The 12,952-nt window shown below is 49.2% G+C and carries 17 protein-coding genes; 8 read left to right on the forward strand and 9 right to left on the reverse strand.

The window, feature by feature from the left end:
• The first annotated feature begins 253 nt into the window (after positions 1-253).
• The 8 genes from P0Y67_RS17490 (at position 254) to P0Y67_RS17525 (ending at position 6,161) form a co-directional block, all read left to right on the forward strand.
• Positions 254-1,075, forward strand: coding sequence for a CPBP family intramembrane glutamic endopeptidase (locus tag P0Y67_RS17490; RefSeq protein WP_342392928.1), 822 nt, complete (start codon positions 254-256; stop codon positions 1,073-1,075).
• A gap of 71 nt (positions 1,076-1,146) precedes the next feature.
• Positions 1,147-1,701: a TFIIB-type zinc ribbon-containing protein gene (locus tag P0Y67_RS17495; RefSeq protein ID WP_342392929.1), complete on the forward strand. Its 555-nt coding sequence runs from the start codon at positions 1,147-1,149 to the stop codon at positions 1,699-1,701.
• 615 nt (positions 1,702-2,316) lie between these two features.
• Positions 2,317-2,676 carry a DUF805 domain-containing protein gene (locus P0Y67_RS17500; protein WP_342392930.1) on the forward strand — a complete coding sequence of 120 codons (360 nt, stop codon included), beginning with the start codon at positions 2,317-2,319 and terminating at the stop codon, positions 2,674-2,676.
• Positions 2,677-2,700: 24 nt separating this feature from the next.
• Positions 2,701-3,243 (forward strand): hypothetical protein, encoded by a 543-nt coding sequence (locus tag P0Y67_RS17505; protein WP_342392931.1) that lies wholly within the window; start codon positions 2,701-2,703, stop codon positions 3,241-3,243.
• Between the two features lie 360 nt (positions 3,244-3,603).
• Positions 3,604-4,647: a linear amide C-N hydrolase gene (locus P0Y67_RS17510; RefSeq protein ID WP_342392932.1), complete on the forward strand. Its 1,044-nt coding sequence runs from the start codon at positions 3,604-3,606 to the stop codon at positions 4,645-4,647.
• A 142-nt stretch (positions 4,648-4,789) separates the two neighbouring features.
• Positions 4,790-5,194, forward strand: coding sequence for a DUF1801 domain-containing protein (locus tag P0Y67_RS17515; RefSeq protein WP_342392934.1), 405 nt, complete (start codon positions 4,790-4,792; stop codon positions 5,192-5,194).
• A gap of 197 nt (positions 5,195-5,391) precedes the next feature.
• Complete coding sequence (locus P0Y67_RS17520) at positions 5,392-5,754, forward strand: VOC family protein (protein ID WP_342392935.1); 363 nt, start codon at positions 5,392-5,394, stop codon at positions 5,752-5,754.
• 89 nt (positions 5,755-5,843) lie between these two features.
• Positions 5,844-6,161, forward strand: coding sequence for a DUF4144 family protein (locus P0Y67_RS17525; RefSeq protein WP_342392936.1), 318 nt, complete (start codon positions 5,844-5,846; stop codon positions 6,159-6,161).
• Between the two features lie 79 nt (positions 6,162-6,240).
• Here the strand turns inward: P0Y67_RS17525 and P0Y67_RS17530 are convergent, their stop codons facing one another.
• The 9 genes from P0Y67_RS17530 to P0Y67_RS17570 all read right to left on the reverse strand — a co-directional run.
• Complete coding sequence (locus tag P0Y67_RS17530; protein WP_342392937.1) at positions 6,241-6,846, reverse strand: hypothetical protein; 606 nt, start codon at positions 6,844-6,846, stop codon at positions 6,241-6,243.
• A gap of 192 nt (positions 6,847-7,038) precedes the next feature.
• Positions 7,039-7,668, reverse strand: a complete 630-nt coding sequence (locus P0Y67_RS17535) for a bactofilin family protein (protein WP_342392938.1) — start codon at positions 7,666-7,668, stop codon at positions 7,039-7,041.
• Positions 7,572-8,522 carry a peptidoglycan DD-metalloendopeptidase family protein gene (locus P0Y67_RS17540; RefSeq protein WP_192016542.1) on the reverse strand — a complete coding sequence of 317 codons (951 nt, stop codon included), beginning with the start codon at positions 8,520-8,522 and terminating at the stop codon, positions 7,572-7,574. Before P0Y67_RS17540 ends, P0Y67_RS17535 begins: the two co-directional genes overlap by 97 nt.
• A gap of 135 nt (positions 8,523-8,657) precedes the next feature.
• Complete coding sequence (locus tag P0Y67_RS17545) at positions 8,658-8,969, reverse strand: hypothetical protein (RefSeq protein WP_081669253.1); 312 nt, start codon at positions 8,967-8,969, stop codon at positions 8,658-8,660.
• Positions 8,970-9,030: 61 nt separating this feature from the next.
• Positions 9,031-9,996 (reverse strand): flagellar motor protein MotB, encoded by a 966-nt coding sequence (locus P0Y67_RS17550; RefSeq protein WP_342392939.1) that lies wholly within the window; start codon positions 9,994-9,996, stop codon positions 9,031-9,033.
• Positions 9,996-10,853, reverse strand: a complete 858-nt coding sequence (gene motA / locus P0Y67_RS17555; protein WP_027252369.1) for a flagellar motor stator protein MotA — start codon at positions 10,851-10,853, stop codon at positions 9,996-9,998. Before motA ends, P0Y67_RS17550 begins: the two co-directional genes overlap by 1 nt.
• Before the next feature lie 15 nt (positions 10,854-10,868).
• Complete coding sequence (locus P0Y67_RS17560; RefSeq protein ID WP_192016544.1) at positions 10,869-11,597, reverse strand: FliA/WhiG family RNA polymerase sigma factor; 729 nt, start codon at positions 11,595-11,597, stop codon at positions 10,869-10,871.
• A gap of 7 nt (positions 11,598-11,604) precedes the next feature.
• Positions 11,605-12,078, reverse strand: coding sequence for a flagellar basal body-associated FliL family protein (locus P0Y67_RS17565; RefSeq protein WP_342392940.1), 474 nt, complete (start codon positions 12,076-12,078; stop codon positions 11,605-11,607).
• A 15-nt stretch (positions 12,079-12,093) separates the two neighbouring features.
• Positions 12,094-12,952 (reverse strand): flagellar hook-length control protein FliK (locus P0Y67_RS17570; RefSeq protein WP_342392941.1); only part of this gene is annotated, 859 nt, incomplete at its 5' end.

The following is a 12,952-nucleotide window of genomic DNA, read 5'->3' on the forward strand; positions in this document are numbered from 1 at the left end:
GCTGTTTTGAAACCGGTGATTTGCTGAAAAACGGAAGTGGAAATATAGCTTCCGGTCATAAAAAGGTCTGCTGTGCAGACCTTTTTTCGTTTAATGCTGCGATGATTTATGCCGTTCATACCTGATGAGGTTCATGTGCTCTGAGATGCATGAATCAAAGCTATCTCAAGGTGTTCAGTCCTGATAAAGACCGGGTAATGAACATCGTGAGCTGATTTGAGCGAGAAGAGTTTCAGGATGGCGAGGAATCAGAATGAATCAAAAGCATTATCTGACCAGTTTTTGGGGCGCACTGTTTATATCGGTGAGCCTGTTATCGGTAGAGACGTTTCTATCTCTGGTGATGATTGAAATAGGAATGGATATCAACAATGAAGCCGCGCTGTTTCTCGCGGTGAACACGCTGATATCTGGTGCTCTTATCATCTCCGGCATTGTCTCGCTGAACCGCCTGTCCTGGCAGCAATTGTTTCATGACAGCCGAAATTCAGTGAGAGCCACGATGACCTTGCTGTCGGTGCCGATTGTTTTTGTTGTTGCGGGAGCCATACTTTGGATTCCTTTGCTTTCTGACTGGATTGTTTCATCTCTTGTTGCTGGTGAACAAGAGACAGAATTCACCAGAAAAATAATGAATGACGGCATCGCTTCAATTTTCGCTGTGTGTATTGTTGCCCCCCTGGTAGAAGAGGTCATCTTCAGAGGTATTATCCTGAGGGGGTTTTTGCAACGTTATTCTGAGGGTATCGCAATCATGCTGTCATCGATGCTCTTTGCTGTTTATCACTTGAACCTCTATCAAATTCCAGTTGCCTATATTCTCGGAACATTTATGGGGTGGGTTTTTGTGAAGAGTCGCTCACTCTGGCCAAGTATCCTTACTCATGTCGTGTACAACTCGTTAGCCGTATGGGCTTGGCAAAACTTTGATGATAGCCAAAACAGTACCGGCGTCTTTACTGACTTTTCCTCCCAATACATTGCGGTGCATTTGAGTGTTGGGGTGATGTTGACATGCGGTGGAATATATCTGCTTCGGCAGTTGTTAATAAAGCCTGTGACTTGTCGCCTATAACACAGCATATAGACTGTCTTAATTATCCTTTTACAATGGTTGTAATTTGACCGCACCAAGAAGGTAATCGAATGAAGTGTACGAGTTGTAAACAAGGAATTTTAAATCCCAGCTTTATTGAAGGACAGTTCAGAGCGCATACGTGTTCAGCCTGTGAAGGGAACTGGATATTGATTGAAGATTTCGTCGCCTGGAAAGACAGAAATCCTGACTATCAGTTCTCAGATGAGATTAGCTTCGAACAAGAAGCTTCTGATACCAAAAAAGCCTTGTTGTGCCCTGTGACCGGCACGATTATGAACAAATTCCGGATTTCAGCGCAAAACGATCACCGGGTAGATTACAGCGCAGCTGTTGGTGGTTTGTGGTTAGATCGCTGTGAATGGGAGTTGCTGAAAGCTGAAGGCCTGGCAGGCACACTGAACGCAGTTGTGACCAGGCAATGGCAACACCAGATCCGTGAACAAAGCACCCAACAAAACTTCAGTGATATCTACAAAGATAAGTTCGGTGATGAAAATTACGCTAAAGTAAAAGCCTTCCGCGAGTGGCTGCAACAGCACCCACAAAAAGCTGACCTGAGAGCTTACCTTCTTGCCGACGATCCTTATTCTGCGGAGAAATAGAAACAAAATTAACAGGACAGTCACGTTATAAATACTGGTTCACGGCCTGCACTGCAGGCCGTTTCTCTATGTATGAGAAAGTGTCTCTGTTTGCCGTCTGCCTGCCTGTTACATCTGCCAAAAACCGGTGCAAAGCCACAGATATGCATGTAAACACATGTTATTTAGTGAAACTTTACTCATATCAAAATATGATGCCTGCCTGAAATAATACCTACCATCAAAGCACTTAACCTGCTTCGTGACTTGATTGTCAGGGGCGGTAGCATGTCAGTGTGAGTTCTGATGGTAACCGCATAGCATTGGGGCTAAGGCGAACTGGTGTCGTGAGCGTTAACAGGACAGTCATTTGATGAAAAATTAACAGCAATGATCGTTATAAAAAATATTAACTCGGAAAAATTACACCTTTTAAGCACTGTCGTAACTAATAATCAACACGTGTGCCGCTCTGGCGTTATTTACTTAAGAAAGCATTAATGAAACCTGCAACTCGTCGCCCTTAGCTGTGTGTGAAACCTATTTGATTGCAATGGCATGTAAAGCTTGCCTGTCATTCAAGTGTTTTCACAGCATTCAGTGCAATGAGATTGATAAAATTAAGGGTTGGCAGGTATGAGAGATTATTTCAGTGTGATCAAAAAATATGCGGATTCAGAAGGCAGGGCTCGTCGTCAGGAATATTGGATGTTCTGCCTGATTAATGCGCTTATCAGTTATCTGTTTCTTTTCATTGGTGAAGCCATTAACGATGACTATGCACTTTTCGCTGTGTATACCAGCTTGACTGTAATCCCTTCGCTCATGGTTACTGTACGCCGATTGCATGATACCAATCGTAGTGGCTGGTGGATGCTGGTTGCTTTTGTACCTGTGATTGGCGCAATTATCGGTCTCAGTGTCATGATGGAAGCAGGGACTTCGGGCGATAATGACTATGGTCCAGACCCGAAAGCGACGCCTGCTTCAATATAATATGTGTGAAACAAGGAGTGTTATGTGTATCAGAAAGTCATCGTTTTAATTGCCGTCATCTTTGCTGTTTCTGGCTGTAAAGATCGGGATGAAACCTATGCAAACCCGCCGCAGGAACTGCTGCAGCATGTTGAAAGGTTACTGCCGGCCGCAGAACACTATGTGCGCGGTAATGAAGCAGAAGCATTGGAGAAGGGGGGGCCATTAGATGCAAATCAGCTGAGGATTGCCTCCAGGGTTGGTTTGAAATCGCCAAATAAAGTGCGTGTTTATTATGTCGATAAACTCCCTTTTCCTGAAGATCCTGAGCTTGCTGCGTTAGCCACAAAGTATGGCTACAGTTCCCCTTTAACGGGTGCGTATACGTATGGTTACGGACTCTGGATTAAACGCTCAGAGAAAGACAATCAGGAGCTGCTGGCACACGAGCTCATCCATGTCCGTCAGGCAGAGCAGATGGGCGTAAGGGAACAGACTAAACAGTATTTACTGCAATTGTTTATTTACGGCTATCGCGATGCGCCCATGGAGCTTGAAGCCTACCGTGAAGCCAGCCAGTATCTGTGATCAATCATCCTCAAAACCAGGATAAAAACACATCGATGTTTTTTAGGTTGCTGGTTCGTAAATGAAAAGGCCGAAGTCCACTGGTATAGAGGCAGATCAATTTCCCTAATGACACTGCTGCCTAACATAGCCACAAACCTGACAATGAGCCGAACTATCCGGCGATTATTGTAATTCCTTTTATACTAAACAGCGATGTACCTGAGTTTGGCTAATTACTCGTGCGGCAGGATAGGGTCGTGTATTGCTGTAGCCTGTAGTGTGGCACAAACTAACATTGCCGGTCTGGTAAAGCTCTTTTTAACCACCACTTTTCCAGCCGCGAACCTGATGTCATCAGCGTTAAGATGGAGACGACAAATGAAGAGCAGAATCAATATCCTCGCCATTACAGGCGCTTGCCTGTTGCTGGTTGCAGCATCAGCGTTTGCTTGCACCAGAGCCGTTTATCAAGGCCCGGATGGCATGATTATTACTGCCCGATCCATGGATTGGAAGGAAGAAATACCGGCGAATCTGTGGTTGTTTCCCAGGGGGATGAAGCGAAACGGGGCTGTCGGGCCTAACTCGGTAACCTGGACCTCTAAGTACGGAAGTGTGGTGACAAGCGCATTCGACATATCCAGCACAGACGGGATGAATGAGAAAGGACTTGTTGCCAATCTGCTGTGGTTAGCTGAATCCAGTTACCCGGAATACGGGCCAGATAAAAAGGGGCTGACTGTTGCTGCTTGGGTGCAATATGTGTTGGATAATTTTGCGACGGTTGAAGAAGCGGTCGACGCGCTGCGCTCAGAATCCTTCGTGGTGGTTTCGGCAGACATTCCTGGTACAGACCGTTTTGCTACGCTTCACCTGTCTATTTCTGATGCCAAAGGTGATAACGCAATTTTCGAGTATATCGACGGAAAGCTCGTTATTCATCATGACATGTCTTATACAGTGATGACGAATTCCCCCGTTTTTGAGCAACAGCTTGCGTTGAACGCCTACTGGCAGCAAATCGGTGGCCTGACTATGCTGCCGGGAACCAACCGCGCCGCTGATCGTTTTGTAAGGGCCTCGTTTTATATGGACGCAATTCCAAGAACAAGCGATACCCGAACGGCAGTTGCCAGTGTATTCAGTGTTATCAGAAATGCGTCCGTGCCTTTCGGTATTGCCTCTGAAGAAGAACCGAACATTTCTTCCACACGGTGGCGCTCCGTCTCTGACCAAAAGAACCTTGTTTATTATTTTGAGACTGCGCTCACGCCCAATACGCTTTGGGTGGATTTGAAGGGAGCCAACTTCAGCGCAGGCAGTCCTGTCAGGAAGCTGTCTCTTACAAACCATGAGATCTATACAGGAAACGCTCTCGAAAAATTCGAAGTCTCTGAACCGTTTACGTTTGCAGGCTTATGATGTTTTTCTGAGACTGACATCAAGTCATAACCATTGGCTGTCGGCGGACCAAGCATGGTGCCTGAAAATCTTATCGACATGCTATTGAGCACGCAGTTTGATGACGGTTTCGCTGACTATGCCACCATCAGGAAAAAAAGACATGGACGAGACAGTAAAAGCCAAATTCGACAGTTATCCGGCTCATATCAAACCTGTGATGCTAAACCTGCGCAGTGTGGTGTTAGGTGTTGCTAAAGCCCATGAGCTGGGCAATGTTGAAGAAGCACTGAAATGGGGCGAACCCAGCTATCAGGTGAAAGGGGGCAGCCCGGTCAGGATGAACTGGTCACCTAAAGATCCTGCACACTATTTTCTCTACTTTAACTGCAATACCCGGTTAGTGGATACTTTCCGTGAAGTGTACGGACACTCGCTGTCCTTGCAGGGTAACAGAGCCATAGCCCTGAATATTGCTGATCCGCTGCCCGAGCCGATTGTCTGTCATTGCGTCGAGCTGGCGTTCAATTATAAACGTCTGCGCCATTTACCACTGTTAGGTGTGTAACTGAAGGTAAACAGTGATCCGCATCATTGAATATCGCGATGCCGTAACAGCAGCCCTTTTTGCCGACTATGCTAATGCATGCTTACATTTGGCCGGTTTATCAGTGCGACCTGGCTGTTCGCCTGTATGCGTTTTTGCCGCCGTAGCCTTTGTACAGCCTGGTAACTTGTGCTGTCTGGTAAATAGGAGAATTCATCATGAAAGCTGTGTTTAAACCCGGCAACAATATCGCAATGAAGATACCTTCGCATGAGTATGAGAAAACGCTGAGTTTTTATCGTGATGTGATTGCCATTCCGGAACTGGCTCGTGAGAAAAACACGGATACGCCCCGGTTTCAGTTTGGCGATAAAACGCTGTGGCTCGATAACGTCCCGGGTATCAGCCAGGCCGAAATCTGGCTCGAAATTGTGACTGATGATATTGCCGCTGCAGCAGAGCACCTTGCGAGTCACAAGATTGCCCGATGCGATGAGATTGAACCTTTGCCGGCAGGATTCGCCGCATTTTGGGTTGCCAGCCCTTCGAATATTATTCATCTGGTATCGCAATCGGACTAAGGGCCGTTCAGGCAAGCTGGCTTGGCACTTGCCTGAAGCACCTGAAAGCGGGCAATATGGGCGGATTGAATCAGTAAGGTGGAATATTGATGGTCATTTGGCCCGCGGTGTTGAAATATGAGGGTGATCAGGAGCTGAGTGTTGTTGCTGATTGCCACACATGGGAGTCGGATGCTGATTTGCATTGCTTTGGCTTTCAGCCGGGTGATGTGCTGATTGATTCGGCCGGGCAGGTGTTTCGTCCTCTGAGTTTGCGTCCGGGCGATACCAGCTTAGAAAAGACGGAACAGACAATGTGCCTTGATGAGATTGTTGAGATCATCAAGGCACATCAGTCTTGTCTGGGCGCATGTTGTGCGGCTAAGGTGTCTTTTGCCTCTGTCGCAGAGGCTATCAGTGCTTTATAGAAAGCGCTCTTAAAAAAGTGCGATACAAGACAGTGCAATACAAGACGCCGGCTAGCTGCACGAGCAGGGGCTGATTACCTTATTCCCAGCCAAAAACCGCATCGTAGGTTTGGCAATTGCTGACCAGCGTTTCCGTATCTTCAAGGTAGAGTTGCTGCTCAGCCGACACCGGATAAGTCAGCCACTCTGAACACTGCGCACTCTGCCCATTGCCGATCACCAGTTTGCTGCCTGGTTTCAGTTCACACTGTGTCATTTTGTCCAGCGGCGACCATTGATAGCAAATTTCGTAACCTTCCCGATACTGGGCCACTTTTCCGTTTGGCTGGTTTGCCGCCCACCAGGCACCAAACTGGCTGTTGGGGTTGGTACTGTTCCAGGCCCGAAAGACAGTCAGCGCTTCCCCTTCTTTCACTTCATACACCTGCCCCTGACACAGCTTGCCCTTAGTCGGCTGACCGAGAGAACTGGCCAGCAACTGGGGATCATCGACAGGGTTCAGCTTACTGGCCCATGCCGCAGGCGGCTCAGTTGAACCAATACAGGCACTGGCATCGAGAATGTCCTGAGTGGCATCGGCAGGGTTGACCGTATCCGTTTGTGCGGTGCCGCCCGGCGTCGATGTACAGCCTGAGAGTGCAAAACTGGCCATAAAGATGGCGGTCAGGGTAAGCCTTGTTTTCATTTCATGATCCTTATGTATCCAACTGAATATGTACTGATTATCGTATCTTGATGATTGCTTTTCTGGACTAACTGAAAGTAAACGATGAAATTGAGAAGCAGATAACAGTTTTAATTGCCAGGCGGTCAGCAGGAGAGTGCGGAGAGAAAACAGAAGAGAAAAAACCGGAATGCTGGATTCCGGTTTTACAGGTTATTTTCGGGCGTTGACCTGCTTTTTGGTATCAGTAACAGGTGCCGCCACTGTTGATGCCGGAGAGGCCGCGGGTTTAACCGCCGTCGCTGCTGCGGTTGCGGTTGCTGCTGCGGGCACGGCGCTTTTATCAGCAGTGCTGGATGCCTCTGCTGATTTGAGCTGTGTTGGTGGCGTCAGTGGCGCGGCCTCTTTACCGCTGTCTTTCTTGCTGAGCGCTTGTGAGGCCTCGGCGGCTTTAACTGGTTCTTCTTTACTGATAGTGACAACTTTTTCTTTATCAGCCGGGTAAGTCTGGCCATGGAAGCAACCGCCTCGCTCAATGCAAATGTCGTTAGTGTAAATGACACCTTTGGCTTTGCCTTTTTCCAGGATCTCAATGCTGTCGGCGTGACAGGCCCCTTCATGCAGGCCGTTAATGACCACTTTGCTGGCAAAGATCTCGCCTGAGACACGGCCCGTCGCGCTTATCGATAACGTTTGCTCGGTACGGATACGTCCTTCAATGTAGCCATCTACCTGGATATTACCGCTTAGTTCGATATCTCCTTTAAAGGAACAGCCTTGTGCAATGATAGTTGCAGTTGAGTGCTTGCCTGTGCTTCCAGCACTTTTACTAAAGAGTCCCATTGGATGCTCCTCTCATGGTTAAACAGATAGTCAAAGTTGTCGGGCCCCCAGTTGATGAAATACTTGGGGTTCAAAGCCCGACCCAGAAAACGGACCTCATAATGGAGATGGGGGCCAGTCGAGGTACCACTGTTGCCTGATAATGCAATTAAATCGCCTTTTCTGACGAAATCACCGGTTTTGACTTTGAATGCTTTCAGGTGCGCATACAGAGTCATGAATCCATAGCCGTGGTCAATTTTCATCAAATTGCCATAGCCTTTTTTACTCGGTCGTACCAGCTCTACCACGCCATCGGCAGGGGAGTGCACTGATGTTCCCGTGTGTCCACTGAGATCGATACCCAGATGACGGCGCTTGTTACCGTAAACCGGATGGTTACGTGAGCCGTATGAAGAAGAAATACGCCGGTATTCCATAGGACTACCGTTAGGTATTACTTTCAGCATGGCGACACGTACCGCCGAGTTCAGTGCGGCTGTATCCAGTCGGGTATCCAAAGGCTGTTCCCCTTCGCTTTCAATACCCAACACGTTCTCCAGCTCATTCACGCGGCCAGAAATCTGTTCCAGCTCATAGCGCCTGTCGGCCAGGTTTTGCTCCAGCGACTGCCGGTCGCTTTCCAGATTAAGAATTTCATCTTTCAGCTCATTGGCATGCTGGTTTAATTGCGATTTTTCCTGTTGTGTCTGATCAACAGCATTCCATAAATACTGAATCGAAAATGCCATGACCACGACGGCGACGATGAACAACAGCAGGGTTGCAATCAGGTTCCGCCGTAAATACTTACCCAGTTGAAAATGGTAAGACCCGTTAATCGTTGATATCGAGATAGTGAGTTGATCTTTCATTACGCTAAGCTCATTCGCTTTCTCTTACGCATAAGGCGACAAGCTGGATGCAGGATTAACTCTTGCCAGGAAAGGATGATGCAAAACTGTGCTCTGTGGCATAAGTTCCTGAAACGTGTCCTGCTGCCTGTCCCGTTAAGCGATGAGAAAGAAAAAATACAAAAATAGAATAAAAGCCAGCAATATCGCGGCAAGCGTGGGGTAGATAATGTAGAAATCACCACTACGCCGGGCGCGTTTGAAACACAGATAGGAAAGCAGTCCGTTGTAGCCTAAAAGCAGTAAACTGATTGTCGTCCCTGTATTCAGTGTCATGCTGTGCATCCTCAGCAAAAAATGGCTGAGCAGAAAATAATCCAGCACTATGAGCCAGAGAAATAACTTTTGCAGACTGTCCGGTCGACGTTCACTTGGGACAATTGCGGAAGATGATGCAGCTCTTTTCATGGGTTAACTTCGCTAAAGTTCTCCAGGCGGCAAAGGGATAATCCCTTTGCCGGTTACTCAATTAAGACGCTTCAATGTAGTCCTGACGGATAACAGGCTGATTAAATTCCGCTTTTTCACGGGCCTGCTGTAACACCGGGCCGTCATCGTTAGCCGGCGGGCCTTTGAACAGTGTTTCCACCATTCGGGCAGCCACTGATGTCAGGACAAACAACTCAATACGTCGGTTTTCGCTGGCTTTCGGTTCTTCAGGATTCAGTGGCGCACGATCAGCCATGCCTGCAACCTGCAAGACATGATTTTCAGGCGCCCCGCCGGTAATCAGTGTCTGGCGAGCTGCATTGGCGCGTGAAGCCGACAACTCCCAGTTCGATCTTTCGCTGAAAGTGCCGCTGTAACGAACTGCATCTGTGTGGCCACTGATAATCAGCGGATTCTGAATCTTCTGGAAAATAGGGGCCAGTGCCAGCAATAAATCCTCAAAGAAAGGCGTTAGCTCGCTGCTTCCCCGGTGGAACATGTTCTGGCGGAAGTCGTCCTGCAAGACAATGCGCAGCCCTTGTGGCGTCACATCGACATGCACGTTTCCTTCTGCTGAAACCTGTTTTGCCAGCTCCTCAACCACTTGCGCCAGTACTTTCAGTTGTTCCTGAGTGTCATACGTACCCTGAACCAGTGCATCAGTTTGTGAACCATCGCCATTGCCGTCGTAGAAGGAGGTGACAGTCACAGCAGCATCATGTGAGCTGAGGTCCGCCGCTTCACCGCCCAGATCAATCGGAGACAGGCTGGTGGAGGTATTAAACGGATTACCTGAAGCCTGGTCGAACAAACTGGAGCTGTTAAGATAAGCCACGATCGCTTGACGCTCTGTTTTGTCGACAATGGCCAGGATCCACAGCACCAGAAACAGCGCCATCAGGGCTATCATGAAGTCGGCAAATGCCACTTTCCATGCCCCGCCATGCCCTGCTTCATGCGAGTTGCGGCGTGCTCGTTTGATGATGATCTGATCGTGCCGTTGCATTATGCCTCCTGCTCAGACAGCCATTTTTCCATGTCATTGAAGCTTGGCTTCACATCGAGCTGAATGTGTTTACGGCCAGCATCTATGGCCAGCAGGGTAGGCTTCTTGGCCACATAAGCGACCAGTGTGGCCCGGACGCATTCAAAGGCTGTCATATCACGCTTAACACGTTGCGACATGGCATTACTGGCCGGGTCAAGCACACAGTAACAACCGAAGATACCCAGGAATGTCCCCACCAGTGCGGCGGCAACTTTGTAGCCAATTTGCGCGATAGAGCCGTCGATGAACTGCATGGTGATAATGATGCCCATCACTGCCGCCAGAATGCCGAAACCGGGCAGGGCCTCAGCAGTGCGGTGCAGTGAGCGTGAAGGCAGCAGAAGATCATCTTCAATGGCCATGATTTCCTGCTCCAGCAGAGCTTCCAGCTCATGGGGTGACATCTGGCCCATGGCCATCAGACGCAGGTTATCGGTAATAAAAGCCACCAGGTGGCTGTCGTCTTTGACCAGCGGGTAACGCTCGAAAATCTCACTGTTCTGAGAATCTTCAATATGGCTGTCCAGTGACTTGAAGCCGCCGTTACGTATGGTTTCCAGCAACAGTTGCATCAGGCCCATCAGCTGCATGTAGTATTCTTGTTCGTTCTTGCGGGGCTTCATTATCTGGCGAAACTGAATACGCATTTCACGAATAACATGTGGTGGGTTACCTATGATGATAGAGCCCAGTGCGGCACCGGTAATAATAAGAATTTCAGCAGGCTGCCAGATGGCCATCAAGGTACCGCCGGCCCATAGGTAACCGCCGAAAACACACAACAGAATGACGATTGCGCCGGTAAATTTTTGCATGTCAATTTGCTCCTATCAGCAAAGATATTGATTCAGTTGTTTCAGTGCCTGCTTATGAAGCTGGCATACACGAGGCGGTGTCAGGTTCAGCACCAGTGCAATTTCGTGCAGGTTCATATCATGTTGATAGAACAGGGTCAGCAGAAGCTGTTCACGCGGCTTGAGCTTGCCAAGCGCCGCCGATAGCGTACGGCGAATATGTTCATGACGAACCGATTCACCGCCGTCATGGTTCATCGAAAAATCGGAGCCGCTTTCAAGCAATTGATCCAGGCTTTGCATTTCGCTGGCCATAGAGGCATTCAGGCGCTGCAGATAATCTGCCTGGTCCGTGCCTAACGCTGCGATGATTTCGGCCTCCGATGGCTGGCGGCCGAGTTTTTTCATTAAGTCGCGGGTCACGTCATTCAGTTCGTGCGCCTGCTGCCGGGTTTGGCGCGAGCGCCAGTCAAGACGGCGTAGTTCGTCGAGAATGGAACCGCGGATCCGGCATACGGCAAAAGACGGGAAATTCGGGTCTTCCACGTTACCGTAGCGACGGCCTGCTTCCAGCAGTCCCATCAGACCGATTTGCTGCATATCTTCCAGACTGCAGTGGGTGCTGACATGACTGCGTAGCTGATTGACAACACGTTTGACTAAGATCAGGTGATCACGGATCAGCTTATCTTCGTTCACTACCGGGTTGTTACGCCCGGTGTCGTGTTTTTTCTCGTACTCTTCAGTCGGGTTGATATCTAGCATAGGCGCCTCACTGAATCACATATTTGGTCAGCAATACATTGTCGATGGCGCGGGCATAACGTGTCTGACTGAAAGCGTTCAGTAATGTACCTTTGACTTCATCCTGAAGTTCTTCAATCGTCCGCTGGTTCTGCAGTTGCTCGTAAGTTTTATTGCTGAAGAGTTTGAGCAGGGCATTGCGCACAACCGGCATATAGTTATCGATACCTTCAATCGCTTCTGCATTACGCGTTTCCAGCGCCAGTTCCATCATGATGAAGTGCGTTTGACGCTCGCCTTTCACCGACAGAACCAGTTTTTCCAGTGGATGGAAAATAGGATCGACATTCTCTGGTTGACTAAAGGGGAGACTGAAACTGGCACCGCCTTCGCCCTGATGACTTTTGACGTACCAAAGGGTACCGCCAACACTGGCAGCTGCGACCAGTACGCTGGTGATCAGCATGATGATAATGATCAAGACGAGATTACGCTGGGTCATGTAAATGGCTCCTCATCAGGCTCTGGTTGATAACCAATGGCCTGAATCTGTTGTTGTTATCTGGCTGTCATCAGCCTGATTGTTGGCAAAAATAACGGGTTGTGAGTCTTCTTCTGCTTGCTCTTGCTGCTGACCCTGACGGCCATCGCCGACATTGACATCAACATGAACAAAATTTTGTTCCTGTAGCTCGGCTCTCAGCCGCTCAGACACCTGAACCAGCGCATCACGGACGGCCGACTGGCTGGCGTGGATTTGAACACTGAGACGATCGCCATCCATACGAACGGTTAAATCCAGTTTGCCCAGGTCTGGCGGATCCAGCCGAATGCGTGCTTCCTGCAAATTCTGGCTGGCCTGTAACTGCACTCTGTCCTGCAGCACCTGGATCATCTGCTCTCCCCATTTACCTTGCTGGCCCTGGGGTAATTTGACACTGGCCCATTCCACGGGAGCCGCGGCGTTTTGAGCCTGTTGGGCTGAACCGGATTGCAAGGCCGCAGAGTTCGCCGCACCGTCTGCAGACAGTCCTGCGATCAGGGTTTGCAGAGATGGGGCTGTGCCGGCGCTACGGGATTCAACTAATCCTGCTAACGCGAGATCCTGCTGAGCCGGCGACTGGCTGCGTTGCTGCAGCAGGGCAGTAAAGCGAGCGTTGTCGGCTGACTGTGTACTGACAGCCTGGCTGTCTGTCGGTGCGGCGGGTGTTGCGGTGGCGCCGGATTGCATCAAGCGCGTTTCTCGCATACCGGTATTAGCGGACGCTGAAATGGCGTTTTCTGCAGTACTGACAGCCGCTCCGGGCACCCCGGTATTGGTTGCCGAGCTTGCTCCCACCTGCTTTTCGGCCTGCGCGAGCAGATCGGCAATGCTG

Origin of the sequence: Photobacterium sp. SP02 (genome assembly GCF_038519165.1) — a bacterium.
Classification (GTDB): domain Bacteria; phylum Pseudomonadota; class Gammaproteobacteria; order Enterobacterales; family Vibrionaceae; genus Photobacterium; species Photobacterium halotolerans.

What these genes read in the sequence shown, in the direction of transcription:
- P0Y67_RS17490 (WP_342392928.1), top strand. Translation starts at nt 254, where the DNA reads ATGAATCAAAAGCATTATCTGACCAGTTTTTGGGGCGCACTGTTTATA.
- P0Y67_RS17495 (WP_342392929.1), top strand. Translation starts at nt 1,147, where the DNA reads ATGAAGTGTACGAGTTGTAAACAAGGAATTTTAAATCCCAGCTTTATT.
- P0Y67_RS17500 (WP_342392930.1), top strand. Translation starts at nt 2,317, where the DNA reads ATGAGAGATTATTTCAGTGTGATCAAAAAATATGCGGATTCAGAAGGC.
- P0Y67_RS17510 (WP_342392932.1), top strand. Translation starts at nt 3,604, where the DNA reads ATGAAGAGCAGAATCAATATCCTCGCCATTACAGGCGCTTGCCTGTTG.
- P0Y67_RS17515 (WP_342392934.1), top strand. Translation starts at nt 4,790, where the DNA reads ATGGACGAGACAGTAAAAGCCAAATTCGACAGTTATCCGGCTCATATC.
- P0Y67_RS17520 (WP_342392935.1), top strand. Translation starts at nt 5,392, where the DNA reads ATGAAAGCTGTGTTTAAACCCGGCAACAATATCGCAATGAAGATACCT.
- P0Y67_RS17525 (WP_342392936.1), top strand. Translation starts at nt 5,844, where the DNA reads ATGGTCATTTGGCCCGCGGTGTTGAAATATGAGGGTGATCAGGAGCTG.
- P0Y67_RS17530 (WP_342392937.1), bottom strand. Translation starts at nt 6,846, where the DNA reads ATGAAAACAAGGCTTACCCTGACCGCCATCTTTATGGCCAGTTTTGCA.
- P0Y67_RS17535 (WP_342392938.1), bottom strand. Translation starts at nt 7,668, where the DNA reads ATGGGACTCTTTAGTAAAAGTGCTGGAAGCACAGGCAAGCACTCAACT.
- P0Y67_RS17540 (WP_192016542.1), bottom strand. Translation starts at nt 8,522, where the DNA reads ATGAAAGATCAACTCACTATCTCGATATCAACGATTAACGGGTCTTAC.
- P0Y67_RS17545 (WP_081669253.1), bottom strand. Translation starts at nt 8,969, where the DNA reads ATGAAAAGAGCTGCATCATCTTCCGCAATTGTCCCAAGTGAACGTCGA.
- P0Y67_RS17550 (WP_342392939.1), bottom strand. Translation starts at nt 9,996, where the DNA reads ATGCAACGGCACGATCAGATCATCATCAAACGAGCACGCCGCAACTCG.
- motA (WP_027252369.1), bottom strand. Translation starts at nt 10,853, where the DNA reads ATGCAAAAATTTACCGGCGCAATCGTCATTCTGTTGTGTGTTTTCGGC.
- P0Y67_RS17560 (WP_192016544.1), bottom strand. Translation starts at nt 11,597, where the DNA reads ATGCTAGATATCAACCCGACTGAAGAGTACGAGAAAAAACACGACACC.
- P0Y67_RS17565 (WP_342392940.1), bottom strand. Translation starts at nt 12,078, where the DNA reads ATGACCCAGCGTAATCTCGTCTTGATCATTATCATCATGCTGATCACC.